Source organism: Mesorhizobium sp. DCY119 (assembly GCF_003590645.1).
In the GTDB taxonomy this organism is placed as follows: Bacteria; Pseudomonadota; Alphaproteobacteria; order Rhizobiales; family Rhizobiaceae; genus Mesorhizobium_M.
The window spans coordinates 1,694,069-1,717,297 of sequence record NZ_CP031834.1 but is presented as its reverse complement, the minus strand read 5'-3'; the positions used below and the strand labels follow the sequence as shown (position 1 = coordinate 1,717,297).

Genomic DNA, 23,229 nt, shown 5'->3' with positions numbered 1-23,229 from the left:
GAAGGAGAAATCCAGCTTGCAGCACGTGAAGACCAATGGACATGGCAGTGTGGCGGCTCTCGATGTCGCCGCGCTCAGCTATTCCTATGGCTCGAAACGCGCGCTGTCCGACGTGTCTTTCTCCATCGCCCCGGCAAGCTTCACCGTGCTGCTCGGTTTGAACGGCGCCGGCAAGACGACGCTGTTCTCGCTGATCAGCCATCTCTACAACACGCGCAACGGCGCCATCCGCATCTTCGGCCACGACATCGATCGCGCCTCGGGCGAGGCGCTGCGGCGGCTCGGCATCGTTTTCCAGGCGCGCACGCTGGACCTCGATCTCAGCGTCTACCAGAACCTGTCCTACCACGCCTCGCTTCACGGCATCGGCACGCGTGATGCCCGCCAGCGCATCGACGCGCTGCTGGCGTCCGTCGAATTGAGTGATCGGCTGCATGACAAGGCGCGCAGCCTTTCCGGCGGCCAGATGCGGCGTGTCGAGATTGCGCGCGCTCTGCTCCACCGCCCTTCGCTGCTGCTGCTGGACGAAGCCACCGTCGGCCTCGACATCCAGTCGCGCGCCAGCATCCTTGCCACCATAAGACGGCTCGTGGTGACCGAAGGCATCGGCGTGCTTTGGGCCACCCACCTCATCGATGAGGTCGACGACGGCGATCATGTCGTGGTGCTGCGCGAGGGCAACCTGGTTGCCAAGGGCAGCGTCGCAGATGTCGTGAAATCGACTGGCAAGCAGACGATCCGCGAAGCGTTTTCGCAACTGAGCGGGCTCGACGCGCGCAAGGCAACGGGGGCGCAGACATGAGCACGGCCTTGCCCACAAACGCGACCGGTGCCGGCATCGTGCCCGTGCGCTCGAAACCCTACAGGCTGGTCAACTATCTCATCTGCCTGAAAGGCATCCTGCTGCGCGAGGGCCTGCGCTTCATCCACCAGCGCGAGCGTTTCATCTCCTCGCTGGTGCGGCCGCTGCTGTGGCTGTTCATTTTCGCCGCCGGTTTCCGCCAGGTGCTGGGTGTCTCGATCATCCCGCCCTACAAGACATATGTCCTCTACGAGGTCTACATCACGCCCGGCCTATGCGGCATGATCCTGCTGTTCAGCGGCATGCAGTCGTCGCTGTCGATGGTCTATGACCGCGAGATGGGCAATATACGCACCCTGCTGGTCAGCCCCTTCCCGCGTTGGTTCCTGCTGGTGTCGAAGCTGCTCGCTGGCGTCACGGTCTCGATCGCGCAGGTCTATGCATTTCTGGTCGTCGCCTGGTTCTGGGGCGTGAAGGCCCCGCCTATCGGCTATGTCATGGTGCTGCCGGCCCTGTTCCTGTCCGGGCTGATGCTGTGCGCGCTCGGCATGCTGCTGTCTTCGATGATAAGACAGCTCGAAAACTTCGCCGGCATCATGAATTTCGTGATCTTCCCGGCCTATTTCGCCTCGCCGGCGCTCTATCCGCTATGGCGCATCCAGGAATCGAGCCCCCTGCTCTACAAGATCTGCCTGGCCAACCCGTTCACCTATGCCGTTGAACTGGTGCGCTTCGCCTTCTACGGCCAGATCGACTGGCTCTCGCTGGCGGTGGTTCTCGGCTGCACGCTGCTGTTCCTTGGCGGGGCGATCATCGCCTACGACCCATCACGCGGTCTCATGAACCGCAAACAGGATACGGGAGGAAATGCCTGATGAGACGAACCGGCCCTGTTCGCTGCCTGACAGCCATTCTGCTGGCCTCCAGCTTCTCCAGTTCAGCGCTTGCCGCCGCCAACAACGATCCCGACTGGCCCTGCATCCAGCGCAAGGTGCCGGAACTTTCGCTCGGCCAGATATGGAACGGACCCGACCTTCCCGAAGCGTCGAAAGACTGGTCGAATGACGAGGATATCTCTGACCGTGTGAAGGAACTGGCGGCCCGGCGCCTGCCGCTTCCGGAAGCGCAGAAGGAGATCAAGGAGTTCGCCGCCACTCTGCCGCCTGAGAAGCTGGAGCCGCAGTTGACCATGCTGGTTCAGGGGCTATTCGACCACATGAACGCCGAGCGCTCGCATGTCATTTCCGGCATTGCCCGCTATGCGCACAAGCAGCTGGAACTGGCGACGGCGTTGCGGAAAGAGTCGTCCGATGTCGATGCATTGCGCAACAAGCCCGATGCCGACCAGAACGAGGTGACGAAACGCACCGATCAACTGACCTGGCAGACGCGCGTGTTCGAAGAGCGCGTGCAATCGCTGACCTATGTCTGCGAGGTGCCGACATTGATCGAGCAGCGGCTGTATCAGCTGGCGAAAACGGTCGCGGAAACCCTTCCCAAGAAGTGATTTAGCTCAGCTGCGTTTCACTTCCGGGTCAGGATAGAGCTTTCCGAACAGCGGCAGATACATCGCGCCCTTGCGCATCAGGAAATCATGGAACGTCGCCATCGCCGGCGAGATTGCGTGGTCGGTGCGCATGACGGCGAACCATTGCCGCCGGATCGGCATGCCGGCGACATCGAGAATGACGAGCCGCCCCGCTTCCACCTCGAAGGCGATAGTGTGCGCGGAGATGAAGGCGATGCCCAGCCCCGCCATCACCGCCTGCTTGATCGTCTCGTTGGAATCCATCTCGATGCCGAGATCGTCGAGCCGTCCGGGCAGTTCGCTCAGGAAAATCTCCAGCGAAATGCGCGTGCCGGAGCCCGGCTCGCGGATCAGGAAGTTTTCGCGCGCGATGCGCTCCTTGGAAATGTCGCGCGCCCTCGCCAGCGGATGCTCCGGGGCAGCGATGATCACCAGCGGATGATCGCCGAACGCCGACGCCCGCACCGGCACGTCCTTCGCCGGCCGGCCCATCAGCGCGATATCGACCTCATGGTTCTTCAGGCGGGCGATGGTCTCTGCACGGTTGCCGATGGCAAGCCGCATATCGATGTCGGGATAATCCTTCATGAAGGCCGCCATCATCCTCGGCGCGAAATATTTGGCCGTCGAAACCACGCCGAGCCTCAGGCTGCCGGTGCGCACGCCCTTGATCGCGTCGATCTGGTCCGCCAGCAGCCGCATGCGTTCCTCGATCGCCTGCGCCGTGTCGACGAAGGCCAGACCTGCGGCAGTCGGACGCATACCTTCATTGGTGCGATCGAAGAGCTGCAGGCCAAGTTCTTCCTCGATCTGCCGCAACTGGATGGTGATCGCCGGCGGCGAAAGTCCCAACACCTTGGCAGCATTGATGATTTTGCCGTGGGAGACGATGGCTTCGACGGCCCGGAACTGCTTGAGGGTCAGGTTGCGCATACAGCATAATAAGAGAATTTTACTGACTAGGTAAAGTTATTAAATTTTACTTATCCTCATCGCTTTGCTCTCATTCCCCTGTGCCTGACCACTCCAACCGGAACAGGCGGAGGAGACGACAATGACTGTGGCAACCCTTGATGCGGTTCTGAATTCCTATGTCGGCAAGGAGCAAGACGATCTGCGCGCGGCGGTTGCCGCGACGGTTCGCCAGCTCGCACAGGCCGCGGTCAAGGTCCGCCACACCATCAATCAGGGCGTGCTCGGCAAGGCCTTCGCTGGAACCCGCGGCGGCTTCAACGCCGACGGCGACGCCCAGAAGGACCTCGACGTCTACGCCGACGACATCTTCCTCGACGCAATGCGCCACGCACCCGTCGCCCTCTACGCTTCCGAAGAGTTGGAGCAGCCGGTCCTGCTCAACAAGGATGCCCCGATCTGCATCGCCATCGACCCGCTCGACGGCTCGTCCAACATCGACACCAATGTTTCTATCGGCACGATTTTCTCGCTCCTCCCTGCAACTGGCGCGCCGGACGGCAACCCGGCCGCCACTTTTTTGCAGCCGGGCGAAAAGCAGATCGGTGCCGGCTTCTTCATCTACGGCCCGCAGCTGGCGCTCGTGCTCTCGCTGGGCAGCGGCACACATGTCTTCGTCCAGTCGACACGGTTAGGCACCTTCGTCCAGGCCTATGAGAGCCGGATCGTGCCAACCCGCGCGCATGAATTCGCCATCAACGCCGCCAACTACCGCCATTGGGACGAGGCCGTCCGGCTTTATGTCGACGACTGCCTGAAGGGCAGCGAAGGCCCGCGCGAGCGCGACTTCAACATGCGCTGGATCGCCTCGCTGGTCGCTGACTGCTACCGCATCCTGATGCGCGGCGGCGTCTTCCTCTATCCGGGCGACAAGCGCCGCGGCTACGGACAAGGCCGGCTGCGCCTCGTCTACGAGGCAAACCCCATCGCCTACCTGATCGAGCAGGCCGGCGGCGCGGCCACCGACACGATCGGCCGCATCCTCGAAATCGAACCGAACAGCCTGCACCAGCGCGTGCCGGTGGTTTTCGGCTCGGCCAAGGAAGTGGCGCGCATCACCCGCTACCACACGGATCCGTCGAGCATAGGCGAACGCTCGCCGCTGTTCGGCAATCGCGGCCTGTTTCGCGCCTGATCGGGAGAATTCAGCATGTCAGCCAAGCACCCGATCATATCGATCACCGGCTCTTCAGGCGCGGGAACGACCTCGGTCAAGCGCATCTTCGAGCAGATTTTCCGGCGTGAGAACATCGACGCTGCCTTCATCGAGGGCGACGCCTTCCATCGCTATGACCGCGCCGCGATGAAGGAAAAGGTCGCCGAGGAGGAAAAGAGGGGAAATCCCAACTTCACCCATTTCAACGCCGAGGCCAACGAACTCGAAACCTTGCAATCGGTTTTCGAGGAATATGGCCGCCGCGGTTCCGGCAAGACCCGCACCTACGTCCATGACGAGGAGGAAGCCAAGCTCTACGGCCAGCCTCCCGGCACCTTCACGCCATGGCGCGAATTCGAGCCAAGCAAGCTGCTGTTCTACGAAGGGCTACATGGCTGCGCGGTGACCGATAAGGTCGATCTGGCGAAGTTCGCCGATCTGAAGATCGGCGTCGTGCCGGTGATCAATCTCGAATGGATCCAGAAGATCCATCGTGACCGCACCACGCGCGGCTATTCGGCCGAGGCGGTGATGGACGTGATCCTGCGCCGGATGCCGGACTATATCCGCTACATCACGCCGCAATTCACGCTGACCGACATCAATTTCCAGCGCGTGCCGATCGTCGACACGTCGAACCCGTTCATCGCGCGCTGGATACCGACGCCGGATGAATCGATGCTGGTCATCCGCTTCGCCAGGCCGCGCGGCATCGACTTCCCCTACCTGCTGTCGATGATCCACGACAGCTTCATGTCGCGAGCAAATTCGATCGTCGTGCCGGGCAACAAGCTCGACCTCGCCATGCAACTGATCCTGACCCCGCTGATCCTGCAACTGATCGAACGCCAGAACCGGATGTCGTGAGGAGTGATGATGATGAGCACCCGCAGAACGCCCCCTCGCCCGATTTCATCGAGACTTCAACGCATGATCGAGATCCTCGCACGCGGGCTGACCGACCTTCTCTGCCCAGCGGTCGAGAAACCGATACCGGTGAGGATCCGCTCGCGGAACCGGAGAAACGTGTCATGAGCCAGACCGCCATCAGGACCGCCCCCGAAACTGCCGTTTCCGAACGCGACATGGCCAATGCCATCCGCGCGCTGGCGATGGACGCCGTGCAGAAGGCCAATTCCGGCCACCCCGGCATGCCGATGGGCATGGCCGATGTCGCGACAGTGCTTTTCAACCGCTTCATCGCCATCGATCCATCAAATCCCCGCTGGCCCGACCGCGACCGTTTCGTGCTGTCGGCCGGACATGGCTCGATGCTGCAATATGCACTGCATTACCTGCTCGGCTACGACGACATGCCGATCGAGCAGCTGCAGAGCTTCCGCCAGCTGGGCAGCCGCACTGCCGGCCACCCGGAATATGGCCACGCGCTCGGCATCGAGACCACCACCGGCCCACTCGGCCAGGGCATCTCCACAGCCGTCGGCATGGCGCTAGCTGAACGCATGCTCGCCGCCCGCCACGGCGACGATCTCGTCGACCACCATACCTATGTCATTGCCGGCGACGGTTGCCTGCAGGAAGGTATCAGCCACGAGGCAATCGACCTTGCCGGCCATCTGAAGCTCGACCGCCTGATCGTGTTCTGGGACGATAACTCTATCTCGATCGACGGGCCGACCTCGCTTTCCACCTCGATGAACCAGCCCGCGCGGTTCGAAGCAGCCGGCTGGCATGTCCAGTCGATCGACGGCCACGATGCCGAAGCGATTGCCGAGGCCATCGAGAATGCCCGTCAATCCGACCGCCCGTCCCTGATCGCCTGCAAGACCTTGATCGGCAAGGGTGCGCCCAATCTCCAGGGGTCGGAAAAGACCCATGGCGCGCCGCTAGGCGATGCCGAAATCGCCGCCACGCGCGAAAATATCGGCTGGTCCTCTGCCCCGTTCGATGTGCCGGCAGACATCCTCGATGCCTGGCGTGGAATAGCCGCGCGTGGGCAAGCGAAGCGCCGCATCTGGGAACAGCGCCTCGACGGCTCGCCACAGCGCGAGGCCTTCGAGACTGCCATCGCCGGCGAGCTACCCGACGCCTTTTTCGAAGCGCTCGACGCCTTCCGCAAGGAGCATTTCGAGAAGGCGACTAAGGTCGCCACCCGCAAGGCCTCCGAAATGGCACTCGGTGCGATCAACACTGCAACCGACCTGACCGTCGGCGGCTCCGCCGACCTGACCCACTCGAACCTGACCATCACCAAGGGCATGAACCGCGTCGCGCCAAGCGACTATGCCGGCAGCTATATCCATTACGGCATCCGCGAACACGGCATGGCCGCAGCCATGAACGGCATCGCGCTCCATGGCGGCTTCGTGCCCTATGGCGGCACGTTCCTCTGCTTTGCCGACTATGCGCGCGGCGCAATGCGGCTGTCGGCGCTGATGGGGCAGCGCGTCATCTATGTCATGACGCATGATTCCATCGGGCTCGGCGAAGACGGCCCCACCCATCAGCCCGTCGAGCATCTGGCGATGCTGCGCGCGACGCCGAACCTGAACCTCTTCCGCCCCGCCGATATCATCGAGACGGCGGAGTGCTGGGAACTGGCATTGAAGTCCAAGGACCGGCCGAGCGTTCTCGTGCTGTCGCGCCAGAACCTGCCGATGCTGCGCCAGGCGCATACCGACGAAAACCGCTCGGCGCGCGGTGCCTATGTTCTGCGCGAGACGGACGGCCTGCGCGCCGCCACGCTAATAGCCACCGGCTCGGAAGTCGAGATAGCCGTTGCAGCCGCCGAAAAACTGCAGGCCGAACATGGACTTGCTGCTGCCGTCGTTTCGATGCCCTGCTGGGAACTCTTCGAGGAACAGGATGCGGATTACCGCAAGTCGGTTCTCGGCTCGGCCCCGCGCGTCGCGGTCGAAGCCGCAGCCCGCCTCGGCTGGGACCGCTGGATCGGCGACAACGGAGCCTTCGTCGGCATGACCGGCTTCGGCGCAAGTGCGCCGGCACCCGATCTCTATCGGCATTTCAACATCACGCCTGAAGCGGTCGCCGACGCGGCCCGGCGGCTCATCATCTGAACGGGAGGGGAAATTGGCAGTTCGCGTCGCAATCAACGGATTTGGCCGGATCGGCCGCAACATCCTGCGCGCCATCATCGAGTCCGGACGGACCGATATCGTGGTGGTCGCAGTGAACGATCTCGGCCCGGTCGAGACCAACGCCCATCTGCTGCGCTACGACTCCGTGCATGGCCGCTTCCCCGGCACCGTCACGGTCAAGGGCGACACGATCGAGGTCGATGACCTGCCACCGATCAAGGTCACGGCCATCCGCAACCCGGCCGAACTGCCGCATGCCGAACTCGGCGTCGACATCGCGTTGGAATGCACCGGCATCTTCACTTCCAAGGAGAAGGCTTCAGCGCATCTCACCGCCGGCGCCAAGCGCGTGCTGGTTTCCGCACCCGCCGACGGCGCCGATCTCACGGTTGTCTACGGCGTCAATGACGACAAGATCACCAAGGATCACATCGTCATCTCCAACGCCTCCTGCACCACCAATTGCCTCGGGCCGGTCGCCAAGGTGCTGAACGACGCCATCGGCATCGAACGCGGCTTCATGACGACGATCCACTCCTACACCGGCGACCAGCCGACGCTGGACACCATGCACAAGGATCTCTACCGCGGCCGCGCCGCCGCCCTCTCCCAGATCCCGACCTCGACGGGTGTGGCCAAGGCTGTCGGCCTGGTCCTGCCGGAACTCAACGGCAAGCTCGACGGCGTCTCGATCCGAGTGCCGACCCCGAACGTCTCGGTCATCGATTTCAAATTCGTCCCGAAGCGCCCGACCACCGTCGAGGAAGTCAACGCGGCGATGATCGCAGCGACCAAGGGCCGGCTGAAGCACATTCTCTCGGTCGTCGAGGAACCGCTGGTCTCCATCGACTTCAACCACAATCCAGCCTCGTCGTCCTTCGCGCTCGACCAGACCAAGGTCATCGAGGGCACGCTGGTCCGGGTCATGTCCTGGTACGACAACGAATGGGGCTTCTCGAACCGCATGGCCGACACGGCCGTCGCCATCGGCCGCACGCTCGAACCCATCAAGCAAGACATCAGAACGAAAGAGGAGGCCTGATCCATGGCGCGCATCACGCTGAGGCAATTGCTCGACCACGCCGCCGAACATGGCTACGGCGTGCCGGCATTCAACATCAACAACATGGAACAGGGCCTCGCCATCATGGAGGCGGCCAAGGCCTGCGACGCGCCGGTCATCATCCAGGCGTCACGCGGCGCGCGCTCCTACGCCAATGACATCATGCTGGCCAAGATGATCGACGCGCTGGCCGAGATCTATCCGCAGATACCGGTCTGCATGCATCAGGACCACGGCAACAACGAAGCCACCTGCCTCACCGCCATCCGCCACGGCTTCACCTCGGTGATGATGGACGGCTCGCTGGAGGCCGACGCCAAGACGCCGGCGAGCTATGATTACAATGTCGCCATCACCGAGCGCGTCTCGCGCATGGCCCATTGGGTCGGCGCATCGGTGGAAGGCGAACTCGGCGTGCTCGGCTCGCTCGAAAGCGGCCATGGCGAGGCCGAGGACGGCCACGGCGCGGAAGGCGTGCTGTCGCACGACCAGTTGCTGACCGATCCCGACCAGGCGGTCGATTTCGTCGCCCGCACCAAGGTCGACGCCCTGGCGATCGCCTGCGGCACCTCGCACGGCGCCTACAAGTTCACCCGCAAGCCCGACGGCGACATCCTTGCCATGCGCGTCATCGAGGAGATCCATCACAAGCTGCCGAACACCCATCTCGTCATGCACGGCTCCTCCTCGGTGCCGCAGGAACTGCAGGACGTCATCAACAAGTTCGGCGGCGAGATGCCCCAGACCTATGGCGTGCCCGTCGAGGAGATCGAGCGCGGCATCCGCCACGGCGTGCGCAAGGTCAACATCGACACCGACTGCCGCATGGCGATGACCGGCCAGTTCCGCCGCATCGCCACCGAAAACCCGAACGAGTTCGACCCGCGCAAATTCCTGAAACCGGCGATGGACGCCATGCGCGACCTATGCCGCGACCGGCTGGAACGCTTCGGCACCGCCGGCAACGCCTCGAAGATCAAGGTCATCGCGCTCGACGAGATGGCCAAACGCTACGCCGCGGGAAAACTCGACCCGCATATCGCGGCTGCCAAGGCAGCATGAAGCAACCAGAAGGAGATTTGTCATGAACAAGGTGGACATAAACACGACTGGAACGCTCAAGGAAGGCAAGGAGCGCTATCGCTCCGGTGTTCTCCCCTACAAGCAGATGGGTTACTGGGAGCCGGACTATCGGCCGAAGGACACCGACCTGATAGCGATGTTCCGCATCACGCCGCAGCCTGGTGTCGACCATGAGGAGGCAGCCGCCGCGGTCGCAGGCGAAAGCTCGACGGCGACCTGGACCGTCGTTTGGACCGATCGGCTGACCGCCTGCGAACTCTATCGCGCCAAGGCTTATCGTTCCGAACCGGTGCCCAACACCGGTCCCGGCACCAAGACCGAACAGCAGTACTTCGCCTACATCGCCTACGACCTCGACCTGTTCGAGCCCGGCTCGATCGCCAACCTCACGGCATCGATCATCGGCAACGTCTTCGGCTTCAAGGCGGTGAAGGCCTTGCGTCTGGAAGACATGCGCATCCCCGTCGCCTACCTGAAGACCTTCCAGGGCCCGGCGACCGGCATCGTGGTCGAGCGCGAGCGGCTCGACAAGTTCGGCCGGCCGCTGCTCGGCGCCACGACCAAGCCCAAGCTCGGCCTCTCCGGCCGCAACTATGGCCGCGTCGTCTATGAGGCGCTGAAAGGCGGGCTCGATTTCGTCAAGGATGACGAGAACATCAACTCGCAGCCCTTCATGCATTGGCGCGACCGCTTCCTCTACTGCATGGAGGCGGTGAACAAGGCGTCGGCTGCGACCGGCGAGGTCAAGGGCCACTATCTCAACGTCACCGCCGGCACCATGGAGGAGATGTACGAACGCGCCGAATTCGCCAAGCAGCTCGGCTCGGCCATCATCATGATCGACCTCGTCATCGGATACACGGCGATCCAGTCGATGGCCAAGTGGGCGCGCAGGAACGACATGATCCTGCACCTGCACCGCGCCGGCAACTCGACCTATTCACGCCAGAAGAACCACGGCATGAACTTCCGCGTCATCTGCAAGTGGATGCGTATGGCCGGCGTCGACCACATCCATGCCGGCACCGTCGTCGGCAAGCTCGAGGGCGACCCGCTGATGATCAAGGGCTTCTACGATACGCTGCGTGAGGAACGCACGCCGCAGAACCTCGAGACCGGGCTGTTCTTCGACCAGGAATGGGCCTCGCTCAACAAGGTGATGCCGGTGGCTTCGGGCGGCATTCATGCCGGGCAGATGCACCAGCTCATCCACTACCTCGGCGAGGATGTGGTGCTGCAGTTCGGCGGCGGCACCATCGGCCATCCCGACGGCATTCAGGCCGGCGCAACGGCCAACCGTGTGGCGCTGGAAGCGATGATCCTCGCCCGCAACGAGGGCCGCGACTATCTGCGCGAAGGCCCGCAAATCCTCGAAGACGCGGCAAAATGGTGCTCGCCGCTGAAGGCCGCACTGACGACCTGGAAGGACGTGACCTTCAACTACGAATCGACCGACACCGCCGATTTCGTGCCGACCGCGACCCCGAGCTTCTAAGGAAGGACCATAGCCATGATGACCAATCCCGGAAACAAGGTCACGCAGGGACAGTTCTCGTTCCTGCCCGACCTGACCGACGCGCAAATCTCGGCGCAGATCAAATACGCACTGAAGAACCACTGGGCCGTGAGCGTCGAATATTCCGACGATCCGCATCCCCGCAATACCTATTGGGAGATGTACGGCAATCCGATGTTCGACCTGAAGGATCCCGCCGGCATCCTGATGGAAATCAACAATTGCCGCAAAGCGCTGCCCAATATGTACATCCGCGTCACCGCATTCGACTCGAGCAAGGGCTGGGAAGCGCCGCGCATGTCGTTCATCGTCAACCGGCCGCCGAACGAACCGGGCTTCCGCCTGCTGCGCCAGGAGCGCGACGGCCGCAGCCAGGGCTACTCCATCGTTCCCTACGCGACCGATCGGCCCGAAGGCGAGCGATCGTAGCAGCCGTTTGCAACGCTGCTCCGGCGATTGGAGCAGCGTTGCCAGGCGGTTTCCCGGCACAAACAGGAGTGCGCCATGTTGAGCAGCTTGGATCAGGCGGCCGTCGGCGACGATGAAACGGTCAATCTGCAGGAAGAGTTCGAGGCATCGAGCATCGATGACGTGTTCGACAAGCTCGATCGTGACCTTGTCGGGCTGGTACCCGTCAAGACACGCATCCGCGAAATCGCTGCCCTCCTGCTCGTCGACCGCTTGCGCCGCAAATTCGGCATTTCCGCCGAAACGCCGACCTTGCATATGAACTTCACCGGCAATCCCGGCACCGGCAAGACCACGGTGGCGCTGCGTATGGCGGAGATCCTGCACCGGCTGGGCTATGTGCGCGAAGGACATCTGGTTTCGGTCACCCGCGACGATCTTGTCGGGCAATATGTCGGCCACACCGCGCCCAAGACGCGTGAAGTGATCAAGCGCGCCATGGGCGGCGTGCTGTTCATCGACGAGGCCTACTATCTCTACAAGCCCGAAAACGAGCGGGACTACGGTCAGGAGTCCATCGAAATCCTGTTGCAGTGCATGGAAAACAACCGCGACGATCTCGTCGTCATCCTCGCCGGCTACAAGGACAAGATGGACCGCTTCTTCAACAGCAATCCGGGCATGCGCTCGCGCATTGCCCATCATCTTGATTTCCCCGACTATAGTCCCGTCGAACTCAAATCGATTGCCGAGATCATGCTGGCTGGCCAGAATTACCGGTTGAGCGAAGGTGCGGCGGCAGCGCTGGAGGAATACATCCCTCTCAGGATGAAGCTGCCCCACTTTTCCAACGCCAGGTCGATCCGCAACGCGCTCGACCGGGCACGCCTCCGGCAGGCCAACCGCCTGTTCGCCGGGCGGAGCGAAAAATTGACCAGGCTCGATCTGATCACAATAGAAGAGCCGGATATCCGCGGCAGCCGGGTTTTCGTGGAAGGGAAGCTCGACGGCGATCCGGTTGACGGCGCGGTTCCTTGAGGCGTCGCAATCAGTAAGGCAATGTGACTGGCAAACGCCGTGCAAATAAGGTGAGAACGAGACATGACCGCCAACACAATCATCGCCCCCTCAGTCCTGTCCTCCGACTTTTCGCGCCTCGGCGACGAGGTCGAGGCGGTGGTCCGCGCCGGCGCCGACTGGATTCATCTCGACGTCATGGACGGCCATTTCGTGCCCAACATCACCTTCGGCCCGCCAATCATCAAGGCAATTCGTGATCGCACCGACAAGGTCTTCGACTGCCATCTGATGATCGCGCCCGCCGACGCTTACTTTGCGGCATTCGCCGATGCCGGCTGCGATATCATTACGGTTCATGCAGAGGCGGGCCTGCATCTCGACCGTTCGCTGCAGGCGATCCGAAATCTCGGCAAGAAGGCCGGCGTTTCGCTCAACCCGTCGACGCCTGAAAGCGTTATCGAATATGTGCTCGACCGGCTCGATCTGGTGCTTCTGATGACCGTAAACCCCGGCTTCGGCGGCCAAGCCTTCATTCCAGCCGTGGTGGAGAAGGTCAAGCGCGTCAAGGCGCTGATCGGCAACCGCCCGATCGACATCGAAATCGACGGCGGCGTGACGCCGGAAACCGCGCCGTTGGTCACTGCCGCGGGCGCGAACGTCCTCGTCGCCGGCTCGGCTGTCTTCAAGGGCGGCACCGAAGCCGCCTACCGCGCCAACATCGCTGCCATTCGCGAGGCGGCGGATGGCGCCGTGCGCAAAGCGGCGTAAGATTGATCAGGAGGGCACCATGGCATCAACGCCGCCCGTTTGCGATTTCGGATGGCCGGCTGTCGATGCCACGCTTCGCGGCACCGACGGCAAATCCCATTCGCTGTTCGATCAGGCCGGCCCGAACGGGCTGGTCATCGCCTTCATCTGCAACCATTGCCCCTATGTGAAGGCCGTCATCCAGCGCATCGTGCGCGATGCCGCCGACCTGAAAAAGGAAGGCATCGGCTTCGTTACCGTCAATTCCAACGACGCGGATGCCTATCCGGACGATTCCTTCGACAAGATGAAGCTCTTCGCCGCCGAGCACCACTTCACCTTTCCTTATCTCTATGACGAAGATCAGAGCGTCGCCCGCGCCTATGGCGCTGCCTGCACGCCGGACTTCTTCGGCTTCAACAACGATCTGACGCTGCAATATCGCGGCCGTCTTGACGCCTCGCGCAAGGAAGCCGGACCGCCAGGCCTCAGGCGCGATCTCTATGAGGCGATGAAGCAGGTCGCCCGCACGGGCGATGGCCCGGTTGAACAGATCACCTCGATAGGTTGCTCCATAAAATGGAAGGAGACCGCATGAGCGGCGAGACGGGAACTTCCCTGGCCTTTCCGAAGGCCATCATCTTCGATCTCGATGGGACGCTGGTCGATTCAGCGCCCGACATAGGTGCTGCCGTCAACGAGCTTCTGGCGACACGCCACCTGCTGCCGCTTTCGCTGGCACAAGCCAAATCGATGATAGGACATGGCGTCAAAAAGCTTGTCGAGCGCGCCTTTACGGCATCGGGAATGCCGCTCTACGGCGCAGCCCTCGAGCAGGCTAACCGCGACATGGCGCCGATCTATCGGCGGCATCTGACCAAGCTAACCACCCTCATGCCGGGCGCGAAGGAGACGGTCGCGCATTTCCACGTTGCCGGCGTAGCCCTTGGCGTTGCCACCAACAAGCCGCAACTGGCGACCCGTGAGGTCCTGTTGCATTTCGGGTTTACCGACCAGCTTGGCGCGATCGTCGGCGGCGATGCCGTCAGCCACCAGAAGCCTGCGCCCGACTCGCTGTTCCTGGCCCTGGAGCGGCTTCGCGTCGAGCCGGCCGACGCACTGATGGTCGGCGACAGTTCGGCAGATGTCGGGGCAGCACGCGCCGCCGGCATGGCGGTCGTTCTGGTACGTGGCGGCTATACGCAGGTTCCGGTGGAAGAACTTGGCGCCGATATGGTCTGTGACAGCCTGCTAGACTTGCCGACCGCCCTGCAAGGGCTTCGAAGCGCCGCCTGACCCCCGCCGCCACATACGAGAACTGCCGCCCCCGAGGGATGCCTCGGGGGCGGCGCTCGTCAACCTTGTGGTTACGGCGTGAATTGCTTCAGATATGCGACGACATTGGCGATATCGTCATCCGACTTCAAGCCGGGGAACGCCATCTTCGTGCCTGGAACTTTCGCCTTCGGATCATGCAGATAGTCCTTAAGATGGGCCTCGTCCCAGACGAGCCCACCCGCACCCGCAGCGACCATGGCCGGCGAATATTTGAACCCCTCATGGGTTCCCGCCGTCCGGCCGATCAGGCCGTGCAGCGAAGGCCCGATCTTGTTCTTGTCTTCATCGGCGACATGGCAGGCTTTGCATTTGGCAAAGACCTTCTCACCGGCGGCTGCGTCCTGCGCTTGGGCGTGGCTGACCAGCATGCTGGCGGTGGATAGGGCTGCGAAAAGTACAATTGAGCGCATGGTATTTCCCCATTGATCGTCAGGGTGCCCTGAACGACGGGCGATGCCGCTCTTTTCCTCCCGCCGGCTCGCCCTTTTGATGCGGGTATGCGGAGTATCCAGCCATCCCTTGTTGGAATTGCGGCACTCGCGACAAGGGAAGCTAGTCGGTGAATGCCGGAAGTCAATCATACCAAGGTGCTGCCCTGCGCATTTGCGCCAAGTGAAACAAGTTCCCTTCGGCCATCGTTATTGACGCAATAAGGGTGAACGCGTAGCCTTTCCCAAGGTTTCCCAATGGCACCTTGGGGAAACGCGGGCAACGGGCGATCGGAACCGGATGTGACATCCGCCGGGCCGATCATGGGCGAGCGCCAACAATGGCGAAAGGTGCTGAAATGGATATGGTCGATCTCGTCCTGACGGTTTGCCTGACCGCAAACCCCGGCAATTGCCGCGACGAACATCTCTATTTCGAGAGCCATGGCTCTCTCATGCAATGCATGATCCTGGCTCCGGCCGAATTGGCAAAATGGTCGAGCGAGCACCCAACGTTCAAGATCGTTCGCTGGAAATGCGCATTCCCCGACAAGGGGCGCGCGATCTGACTGCGGATACCTGATCCATCGGCCTGTCTTTGGGAGGAGACGATTTGCTGATTTCACGACGCAACATCCTACGACTGGCAGCTCTCGGGCTGACCGGCGTCTTTGCGTCGCGCTGCGGCTCCGGCTATGCCGCCGGCAAGGTTCGCATCGGCGTGTTGAAATTCGGCACGGTCAGCTGGGAGCTGGACACGATAAAACAGCACCAGCTCGACACCGCCAACGGCATCGAGCTGGACGTCGTCAATTTCGCCGGTGAGGACGCCACCAACGTCGCTTTGCTCGCAGGTGAGGTCGACATGATCGTTTCGGACTGGCTGTGGGTGTCGCGCCAGCGCTCGTCCGGCGAAGATCTGACGCTGGTGCCCTATTCGACCGCGGTCGGCGCAATCATGGTCAAGCAGGATTCGCCGGTCAAAACCGTCTCTGACCTCAAGGAAAAGAAGATCGGCGTCGCCGGCGGGCCGATCGACAAGAGCTGGCTTCTCATCCAGGCCATGGCCAAGCGCGACTTCGAACTCGACCTGCCGACTGAGAACGACATCGTCTACGGCGCACCGCCGCTGCTTGCCGAAAAGGCGATGGATGGCGAACTCGATGCGGTACTGAACTTCTGGCATTTCTGCGCGCGTCTCGAAGCCAACGGCTTTCGCCGGCTGGTCGGCGCGAATGAAGCAGCAAAGGCACTGGGTGCGACAGGCGCGGTGTCAGCCCTGGGCTACATTTTCCACGAGAAATGGGCGCAAGAAAACCAGGCCGCCGCCATCGGTTTCGTCAAGGCTTCCGCCGCTGCCAAGCAACTGCTGGCGCAATCGGACGGGGAATGGCTTCGCCTCGCACCGCTGATGCGCGCGGAAGGCAAGGAACTCGAAAAACTTCGCGACCGCTACCGCGAAGGCATCCCGACACGGCCGATAGCCGAAGAAGAAGCCGACGCCGCAAAATTGTATGCCGTCCTGGCCGCGGTCGGTGGCGAGAAGCTCGTTGGAGAAGCGCGCGAAATGGCACCGGGCACGTTCTGGTCGGGATTGACCAGATGACACTGCGCGAAGCGAATTCCGAGGACCAGCAGAGCCAGCCGGGCAGGTCATCCAGTAATTCAAGCGCCCTCGGACAAGCGCTGACGCCCGCACTGACGGTCCTGATCTCGCTGGTCGGCCTCTTCCTGCTGTGGAGCCTCGCCGCAACGATGTGGCCGAGCAGGGCCTTTCCGCACCCCGGTCAGGTCTGGCAGGTTCTGGTCAAGGACACCGTAAGTGGCGAGTTACCATACCATCTCGGCATGACGCTCGCCCGCGTCGCCGCCTCGTTCGTGCTGGCGATGACGATCGGCTCTGTCATCGGCATCGCCCTCGGCACCTATCGGCGCGCCGACCAGTTCTTCAACGCCTGGGTCATCCTGTTCCTGAATGTGCCGGCGCTGGTCATCATCGTGCTTGCCTATATCTGGTTTGGCCTCAACGAAGTCGCGGCCATCGGCGCCGTTGCGATCAACAAGATACCGAATGTCATCGTCACCATGCGCGAAGGCGCCCGTGCGCTTGATCCGCGCTATCGCGAGATGGCACAGGTCTATCGCTTCAGCGCGCTCGACCGTGTCCGCCACATTCTCCTGCCGCAGCTTCAGCCCTATTTCGCCGCAGGGTCCAGATCCGGTATCGCGCTGATCTGGAAGATCGTGCTGGTGGTCGAACTGCTCGGCCGCTCCAACGGCGTCGGCTTCCAGATCTATCTCTACTTCCAGCTTTTCGACGTCGCCGCGATCCTTGCCTACACGCTGACTTTCGTCGCGATCATGCTCCTCATCGAACTTCTTCTGGTGCAGCCCTTTGAACGACATGCAACCCGTTGGCGCCGTCGCCCCGCTTAGGGTAGACATTGCCGAAAAGACCTTCCGCTCGGCGCAAGGCGTATCGGTCACGGCGCTGAAAGACCTGTCCTTCGAAGTCCGGCATGGCGAATTCGCTTGCCTGCTCGGACCATCGGGCTGCGGCAAGACGACGACGCTGCGCATTCTGCTCGGACTCGAAAAAGACTTTACCGGCTCTTTTCGACTGCCCGAAGGCGAACACAACCGCGTCGCCGCCGTCTTCCAGGAGCCGACCCTCCTGCCCTGGCGCACCGTCGAAGAAAACATCCGCCTGGCGCTGCCCAAGAGCCTGAGGCAGGCAAATCTCGACTCCCTGTTCCAGACCCTTGGCCTGTCTACGATGCGCTCGCTCTATCCATCCGAGCTTTCGCTCGGGCTTGCGCGCCGGGTGGCGCTGGCGCGAGCCTTTGCAACCGAGCCGGCGGTGCTTTTCCTCGATGAGCCCTTCGTTTCGCTCGACGAGCAGACGGCGGAGCGGCTGCGTTATCTCCTGCTATCCGTCTGGTCGGCCCGGCCGACGACGGCGCTGATGGTGACGCACAATGTGCGCGAGGCGCTGATGCTGTCGGATCGCATCATCGTTCTGTCGCCCCGCCCCAGCCATGTTCGCGGGATCTTCGATGTGCGTTTGCCGCGGCAATATCGCAACCCGCAGGTCATGAGCGATCTCGGACGTTCCTTTCGCGAAAAGTTCGCGGATGTGTTGTGATGCCGGCAGGAACGAACAGGAAAGGCTGAGCCATGAGAACCGATCTTTTCCGGCGGCAAGTGGTCAAGGGATTTGCCTGTGTAGGCGCCGGCGCTTTCCTGCCGCCCTGTTGCCTGCCGGCGATCGCCGCCGGCCGCGATTTCGTGCTCAAGGACATTGGTGACGGCATCTACGCCTTCTCCGGCGTGAACGAGTTGATGACGCAGGCCAACCAGGGCGCGATCTGCAATCTCGGGGTCATCGTCGGCAAGGAGGCCGTTGCCGTCATCGACAGCGGCGGCAGCCTGATCGAGGCTGAAGCCTTCATCGCTGCGATCCGCGAGGTCACCGACAGGCCGGTCAAATACCTGATCAGCACGCATATGCACCCCGACCATATTTTCGGCAACGCCGCCTTCCGCGACATCGGCGCAACGATCGTCGGTCATCACAACCTGCCGCGCGCTTTGGAAGCACGAGGCGAGTTCTACCTTCAAAGCTACCGTAACCAGATCGGCGAAGGTCTTATGAAAGGCATCGAGATCGTGCCGCCGACGGTCGTCGTAACCGACCCGATGACGCTAGACCTCGGCGGACGCAGCATCGAGCTGCGCGCCTGGAAGCCCGCCCATACCGACAATGATCTCACCGTTTTCGACACGGCGACCAGGACGTTCTTTACCGGCGACCTCGTCTTCAGGGGTCACCTGCCGACGCTGGACGGTTCCTTTCTCGGCTGGATAGATCAGCTTGGCACGTTGACGGATATCAAGGCGGCACGCGCCGTTCCGGGCCATGGCCCGGTTCCGTCGGACTGGCCGGACGCGCTTGTTCCTGAGCTTCGCTATTTCCAGGCGCTGGCCACCGATCTGCGCGAGGCCATTGCTGGCGGTACGCCGCTCAGCGAGGCAGTGCAGACAGCCGGCTTGAGCGAGAAGGACAACTGGGCGCTTTTCGACGAATACAACCAGCGCAACGCCACCGCCGCCTATGCCGAACTCGAATGGGAATGACACGGTAAGGTGAAAGACAGCCCGTTTGCCAAGGCATCGATCGAGGACTATCATTCGATCAGCCTGGGCACCACCTCTCGACCTGGTGGAGGCATTGGAATGCACATTCTACGTCACGCGCGAATAGCGGCGGTAGCGGCTTGCCTTGTCGGCATGGCCGGCAGCTTGCCGTGGGCAGCGTATGCGGAAACCGCCAGCCCGCCCGCCAGCAAGATATGGGACGGGTTGAAGCCGGATGTCTTTGGCGACCGCGCGATCCAGCTCGACACCGGCCTCATCAGGCTTGAGGCACCCAAGCGCGCGCAGGACGCAGCCCTTGTCCCGATCGATATCTATATCGACCCGGCAAAGGCGCCGGACGGCGTGAAAGCCATAACCGTCATCGTCGACGTCAATCCCGCCCCGGTCGCGGCGACGTTCCAGTTCGGCAAGGATTCCGGCATCACTCATCTGGCGACGCGCATGCGGGTCAACGACTATTCCTACATCCGCGCGATTGCCGAGACGCAGGATGGCCAGCTCCATATGGTCCAGACCTACGTCAAGGCATCCGGCGGCTGCTCGGCACCGGCGGTCAAGAACGCGGACGAGGCGAAGAAGACCATGGGCCAGATGAAATTGCGCCAGTTCGCGGAGGATGCCTCGAGCGGCTCCAAAGTCCCGGAATTGCAGCTGATGATTCGTCATCCGAACAATTCGGGACTGCAGAAGGACCCGATCACCCAGTATTTCATCCCGCCGCATTTCGTCCAGAAGCTGCTGATTTCTCAAGGAGATCGCCAGATCCTGAGTATGGAGGGTGGGATTTCGATTTCCGAGGATCCGAATTTCCGCTTCGACTACAAGCCGGCCGGAAGTGACGAAATCCGCGTCGAGGCAACCGACACCGACGGCAACGTGTTCCGCAACCAGTGGCCGCTGGAGGCGACGGGACTATAAGCTCTTGAGAACTCGCTCTGCCGCGTCAGATGGCCGGCAGAGTAGAGTTAGCAGGCAGCCTCTCAGAAGCAGCGGATGTCGGCTTCCGCCTGCGCCCTCTTCAGCTCAGTGAGGGACGCCTTTGCCACCGCGCTCTCCTTGAACAGCCCGGACGCCTCGCCCGTGGTCAGGCCCATGCGCTTGAAGGTCTCAGCCGTGACGTAATGGTCATAGGGAATGACCGAGGCGATCACGTCGATAGAGCATGAGCAGCGATCGAGCATGTCGCGGGTTTCGCCGTTGGATTTCATGCAGCCATAGACATAGTCGGCCAGGGCCGAGGTGGGATAGTCGCTCTCCGCATAGGACGGGACGATTCCCGCCAGGGTGACGGCCGTAGCCAGAAAGATCGGCAATCTCGAAAACATGGTCAAATCCTCCCGTGTTTTGCCAGTTGGCAATATGTGATCCGATCGGTCAACTTGCCATATAGGACCAAAGGAGGATGTGGCGATCGGGGCCCTGAAAGCTCTGAATGGGCGTCAAATGCCTCTAAAGACCCCGTTTCAGCGGCATGCATCGCAACCATAAAAAATCGAAATCAAGCCATTGTTTCATCCATCGGCACTAGTTTGGCTTACTCGATACACTCCATGCTTGCAGGTGCGAAAACTCTAAATATACAAGAAAGAAATACGATCCAGCTTCTCTTTATAGATCATTCAATGATAGAATTTGAGCCTATCAGTGCCATCACAAAGGCAATTTTTCTCTAATATTAACTTCATACAAGTCTAGAATCATTTATATTGCGATGCAGTATTTATTATATTGCACTGCAATATAAAATTGGAGGTTTCTGCTTGCCATGAAAATTTTTATGACATAGCCTTTCCTTGTTTCCGGCTTCAAGGGCGTCACCGTCATTAGGGAGCGGCGACAGTCTTTCGTAGGCCAAGTGAGGTGGGCGGTAACGGTGCCCTCTGCTTATCTGGCTTAGGTCGTGACACGCTGCCGGAAATACTTCCCCCACATGAATCGCTTGGGCAAGCCCTCGTGGGCGCGACGGTCGATTCCTGATTGTGAACCCCGGGAGGATTTCGAATGCGTGCACTCAATAAAGCTAAGTACATCTCATTAGCCGCGGCGTTTCTGACCTGCACCACGGCTTATGGAGCACTGGCCAACGACGACTTGATAAAACTGGCGGACGACGCCAAGAACTGGGCGATGCCTACGGGCGACTACGCCAATACCCGCTTCTCCAAGCTTAAAGAGATCACTGCCGAGAATGTGAAGAACCTGCAGGTCAAGTGGACGTTCTCCACCGGCGTGCTGCGCGGCCATGAAGGCGGGCCGCTTGTGATAGGCGACGTGATGTATGTGCACACGCCTTTCCCGAACATCGTTTACGCGCTCGACCTGAACAACGATGGCAAGATTCTCTGGAAGTACGAACCCAAGCAGGATCCGAACGTCATCCCGATCATGTGCTGCGACACGGTCAATCGCGGCGTAGCCTACGGTGACGGCAAGATCATCATCAACCAGGCGGACACGACGGTTACGGCGCTGGACGCCAAGACCGGCAAGGTCGCATGGTCGGTCAAGAACGGCGATGCTGCCGACGGCAGCAAGGGCGAATCCGGCACGGCCGCACCAATGGTCGTCAAGGACAAGGTCATCATCGGCATCTCCGGCGGTGAATTTGGTGTTCGCGGCTGGACTGCTGCCTACAACCTGAAGGACGGCTCGGTTGCCTGGAAGGCCTATTCGATGGGCCCGGACAAGGACACGCTGATCGATCCTGAAAAGACCACGCAGCTCGGCAAGCCAGTTGGCCCGGATTCCGGCACCAACACCTGGGAAGGCGAGCAGTGGAAGACGGGCGGCGGCGCGACCTGGGGCTGGTATGCCTATGATCCGAAGCTGAACCTCGTCTACTACGGCACCGGCAATCCTTCGACCTGGAACCCTGTGCAGCGGCCCGGCGACAATCGCTGGTCGATGACTATCATGGCCCGCGATGCGGATACTGGTGTAGCCAAGTGGCTCTATCAGATGACCCCGCATGACGAGTGGGACTATGACGGCGTCAACGAGATGATCCTTGTCGACGGCATGGACGTCAACGGCAAGAAGCATGACGTTCTGGTGCATTTCGACCGTAACGGCTTCGCCTACACGATGGATCGTGAATCCGGTGAACTTCTGGTCGCCAAGAAATACGACCCGAAGGTGAACTGGGCGACGGAAGTCATCATGGACCCCAAGAGCGACCAGTATGGCCGCCCGCAGGTCGTCGCCAAATACTCGACCCAGCAGAATGGCGAAGACACCAACTCGACGGGCATCTGCCCGGCGGCACTCGGCACGAAGGACCAGCAGCCGGCAGCCTATTCGCCGAAGACCGGTCTGTTCTATGTGCCGACCAACCATGTCTGCATGGACTATGAGCCCTACCGGGTAAGCTACACCGCTGGTCAGCCTTACGTCGGCGCCACGGTGTCGATGTATCCGGCACCTGACAGCCACGGCGGCATGGGCAACTTCATCGCCTGGGACGCCGCCAAGGGTGAAATCGTCTGGTCCAAGCCCGAGCAGTTCTCGGTCTGGTCAGGCGCTCTCGCCACCGAAGGCGACGTCGTCTTCTACGGCACGCTCGAAGGCTACATCAAGGCAGTCGATAAGGAAGGCAAGGAACTCTACAAGTTCAAGACCCCTTCCGGCATCATCGGCAACATCAATACGTTCGAGCATAAGGGCAAGCAGTACATTGCCGTTCTGTCGGGCGTTGGCGGCTGGGCCGGCATCGGTCTGGCTGGCGGATTGATGGCGCCTGAAAACGCCGCTGCATGGCACGGTGCCGTCGATCAGGGCCGCGCCCAGGGCGACGAAGCAGCAGTGGTCGGCACGGCAGGTCTTGGTGCCGTCGGTGGCTACGCCGGACTGGCTGAATACACCACGCTCGGTGGTCAGCTGACCGTCTTCGGCTTGCCGGACTGATCGTCCGGAGCTGAACGACTGAACCTTGCGCTTGCAAGGCATTGAGTA

At 61.6% G+C, this 23,229-nt stretch carries 24 protein-coding genes; 21 read left to right on the top strand and 3 right to left on the bottom strand.

The window, feature by feature from the left end:
* The first annotated feature begins 16 nt into the window (after positions 1-16).
* From DZG07_RS08310 to DZG07_RS08300, 3 genes are read left to right on the top strand one after another with little or no spacing between them, the layout of a single operon-like run.
* Positions 17-802, top strand: coding sequence for an ATP-binding cassette domain-containing protein (locus tag DZG07_RS08310; RefSeq protein WP_119815868.1), 786 nt, complete (start codon positions 17-19; stop codon positions 800-802).
* Positions 799-1,677, top strand: a complete 879-nt coding sequence (locus DZG07_RS08305) for an ABC transporter permease (RefSeq protein WP_119815865.1) — start codon at positions 799-801, stop codon at positions 1,675-1,677. Before DZG07_RS08310 ends, DZG07_RS08305 begins: the two co-directional genes overlap by 4 nt.
* Positions 1,677-2,309 (top strand): hypothetical protein, encoded by a 633-nt coding sequence (locus DZG07_RS08300; protein ID WP_119815862.1) that lies wholly within the window; start codon positions 1,677-1,679, stop codon positions 2,307-2,309. The genes DZG07_RS08305 and DZG07_RS08300 overlap by 1 nt, the downstream gene beginning before the upstream one ends.
* 6 nt (positions 2,310-2,315) lie before the next feature.
* Here the strand turns inward: DZG07_RS08300 and DZG07_RS08295 are convergent, their stop codons facing one another.
* Positions 2,316-3,263 carry a LysR family transcriptional regulator gene (locus tag DZG07_RS08295; protein WP_119815859.1) on the bottom strand — a complete coding sequence of 316 codons (948 nt, stop codon included), beginning with the start codon at positions 3,261-3,263 and terminating at the stop codon, positions 2,316-2,318.
* Positions 3,264-3,384: 121 nt separating this feature from the next.
* Between DZG07_RS08295 and DZG07_RS08290 the strand changes: the two genes are divergently transcribed.
* The 11 genes from DZG07_RS08290 (at position 3,385) to gph (ending at position 14,650) form a co-directional block, all read left to right on the top strand.
* Positions 3,385-4,437 carry a class 1 fructose-bisphosphatase gene (locus DZG07_RS08290; RefSeq protein WP_091917626.1) on the top strand — a complete coding sequence of 351 codons (1,053 nt, stop codon included), beginning with the start codon at positions 3,385-3,387 and terminating at the stop codon, positions 4,435-4,437.
* A 15-nt stretch (positions 4,438-4,452) separates the two neighbouring features.
* Complete coding sequence (locus tag DZG07_RS08285) at positions 4,453-5,325, top strand: phosphoribulokinase (protein ID WP_119815856.1); 873 nt, start codon at positions 4,453-4,455, stop codon at positions 5,323-5,325.
* Between the two features lie 164 nt (positions 5,326-5,489).
* Positions 5,490-7,496, top strand: coding sequence for a transketolase (gene tkt / locus DZG07_RS08280; RefSeq protein WP_119815854.1), 2,007 nt, complete (start codon positions 5,490-5,492; stop codon positions 7,494-7,496).
* 13 nt (positions 7,497-7,509) lie between these two features.
* On the top strand, positions 7,510-8,559 hold the full coding sequence (gene gap / locus DZG07_RS08275) for a type I glyceraldehyde-3-phosphate dehydrogenase (protein ID WP_119815851.1): 1,050 nt from the start codon (positions 7,510-7,512) through the stop codon (positions 8,557-8,559).
* A 3-nt stretch (positions 8,560-8,562) separates the two neighbouring features.
* Complete coding sequence (gene fba, locus DZG07_RS08270) at positions 8,563-9,642, top strand: class II fructose-bisphosphate aldolase (protein WP_091917630.1); 1,080 nt, start codon at positions 8,563-8,565, stop codon at positions 9,640-9,642.
* 22 nt (positions 9,643-9,664) lie between these two features.
* Positions 9,665-11,158: a ribulose-bisphosphate carboxylase large subunit gene (locus tag DZG07_RS08265; protein WP_091917631.1), complete on the top strand. Its 1,494-nt coding sequence runs from the start codon at positions 9,665-9,667 to the stop codon at positions 11,156-11,158.
* 15 nt (positions 11,159-11,173) lie between these two features.
* Complete coding sequence (locus DZG07_RS08260; protein ID WP_091917632.1) at positions 11,174-11,608, top strand: ribulose bisphosphate carboxylase small subunit; 435 nt, start codon at positions 11,174-11,176, stop codon at positions 11,606-11,608.
* A 75-nt stretch (positions 11,609-11,683) separates the two neighbouring features.
* Positions 11,684-12,625, top strand: coding sequence for a CbbX protein (gene cbbX, locus DZG07_RS08255; RefSeq protein ID WP_119815848.1), 942 nt, complete (start codon positions 11,684-11,686; stop codon positions 12,623-12,625).
* 63 nt (positions 12,626-12,688) lie between these two features.
* Entirely contained in the window at positions 12,689-13,375 is a 687-nt protein-coding gene (rpe, locus tag DZG07_RS08250) for a ribulose-phosphate 3-epimerase (protein ID WP_119815845.1), read from the top strand.
* Positions 13,376-13,394: 19 nt separating this feature from the next.
* Positions 13,395-13,952: a thioredoxin family protein gene (locus tag DZG07_RS08245; protein ID WP_119821520.1), complete on the top strand. Its 558-nt coding sequence runs from the start codon at positions 13,395-13,397 to the stop codon at positions 13,950-13,952.
* Complete coding sequence (gph, locus tag DZG07_RS08240; protein WP_119815842.1) at positions 13,949-14,650, top strand: phosphoglycolate phosphatase; 702 nt, start codon at positions 13,949-13,951, stop codon at positions 14,648-14,650. Before DZG07_RS08245 ends, gph begins: the two co-directional genes overlap by 4 nt.
* 71 nt (positions 14,651-14,721) lie before the next feature.
* On the opposite strand, the gene DZG07_RS08235 is transcribed toward gph, so the two are convergent.
* The gene (locus DZG07_RS08235) at positions 14,722-15,102 is read right to left on the bottom strand and encodes a cytochrome c family protein (protein ID WP_091917637.1); all 381 of its coding nucleotides are present in this window, start codon (positions 15,100-15,102) and stop codon (positions 14,722-14,724) included.
* A 359-nt stretch (positions 15,103-15,461) separates the two neighbouring features.
* On the opposite strand from DZG07_RS08235, the gene DZG07_RS08230 reads away from it, so the two are divergent.
* The 6 genes from DZG07_RS08230 (at position 15,462) to DZG07_RS08205 (ending at position 20,196) form a co-directional block, all read left to right on the top strand.
* Positions 15,462-15,689, top strand: coding sequence for a hypothetical protein (locus tag DZG07_RS08230; protein WP_245429602.1), 228 nt, complete (start codon positions 15,462-15,464; stop codon positions 15,687-15,689).
* Positions 15,690-15,733: 44 nt separating this feature from the next.
* A complete protein-coding gene (locus DZG07_RS08225) occupies positions 15,734-16,726 on the top strand; it encodes an ABC transporter substrate-binding protein (protein WP_119815839.1) in 993 nt (330 codons plus the stop codon).
* The gene (locus tag DZG07_RS08220) at positions 16,723-17,556 is read left to right on the top strand and encodes an ABC transporter permease (RefSeq protein ID WP_119815836.1); all 834 of its coding nucleotides are present in this window, start codon (positions 16,723-16,725) and stop codon (positions 17,554-17,556) included. The genes DZG07_RS08225 and DZG07_RS08220 overlap by 4 nt, the downstream gene beginning before the upstream one ends.
* Positions 17,525-18,265 carry an ATP-binding cassette domain-containing protein gene (locus DZG07_RS08215; RefSeq protein WP_119815834.1) on the top strand — a complete coding sequence of 247 codons (741 nt, stop codon included), beginning with the start codon at positions 17,525-17,527 and terminating at the stop codon, positions 18,263-18,265. The genes DZG07_RS08220 and DZG07_RS08215 overlap by 32 nt, the downstream gene beginning before the upstream one ends.
* 32 nt (positions 18,266-18,297) lie before the next feature.
* A complete protein-coding gene (locus tag DZG07_RS08210) occupies positions 18,298-19,257 on the top strand; it encodes a quinoprotein relay system zinc metallohydrolase 2 (RefSeq protein WP_119815831.1) in 960 nt (319 codons plus the stop codon).
* Between the two features lie 99 nt (positions 19,258-19,356).
* Complete coding sequence (locus DZG07_RS08205; RefSeq protein ID WP_119815828.1) at positions 19,357-20,196, top strand: quinoprotein dehydrogenase-associated SoxYZ-like carrier; 840 nt, start codon at positions 19,357-19,359, stop codon at positions 20,194-20,196.
* A 62-nt stretch (positions 20,197-20,258) separates the two neighbouring features.
* On the opposite strand, the gene DZG07_RS08200 is transcribed toward DZG07_RS08205, so the two are convergent.
* The gene (locus DZG07_RS08200; RefSeq protein ID WP_162931579.1) at positions 20,259-20,603 is read right to left on the bottom strand and encodes a hypothetical protein; all 345 of its coding nucleotides are present in this window, start codon (positions 20,601-20,603) and stop codon (positions 20,259-20,261) included.
* A 676-nt stretch (positions 20,604-21,279) separates the two neighbouring features.
* Between DZG07_RS08200 and DZG07_RS08195 the strand changes: the two genes are divergently transcribed.
* The gene (locus DZG07_RS08195; protein ID WP_091917645.1) at positions 21,280-23,181 is read left to right on the top strand and encodes a methanol/ethanol family PQQ-dependent dehydrogenase; all 1,902 of its coding nucleotides are present in this window, start codon (positions 21,280-21,282) and stop codon (positions 23,179-23,181) included.
* Positions 23,182-23,229 lie beyond the last annotated feature (48 nt).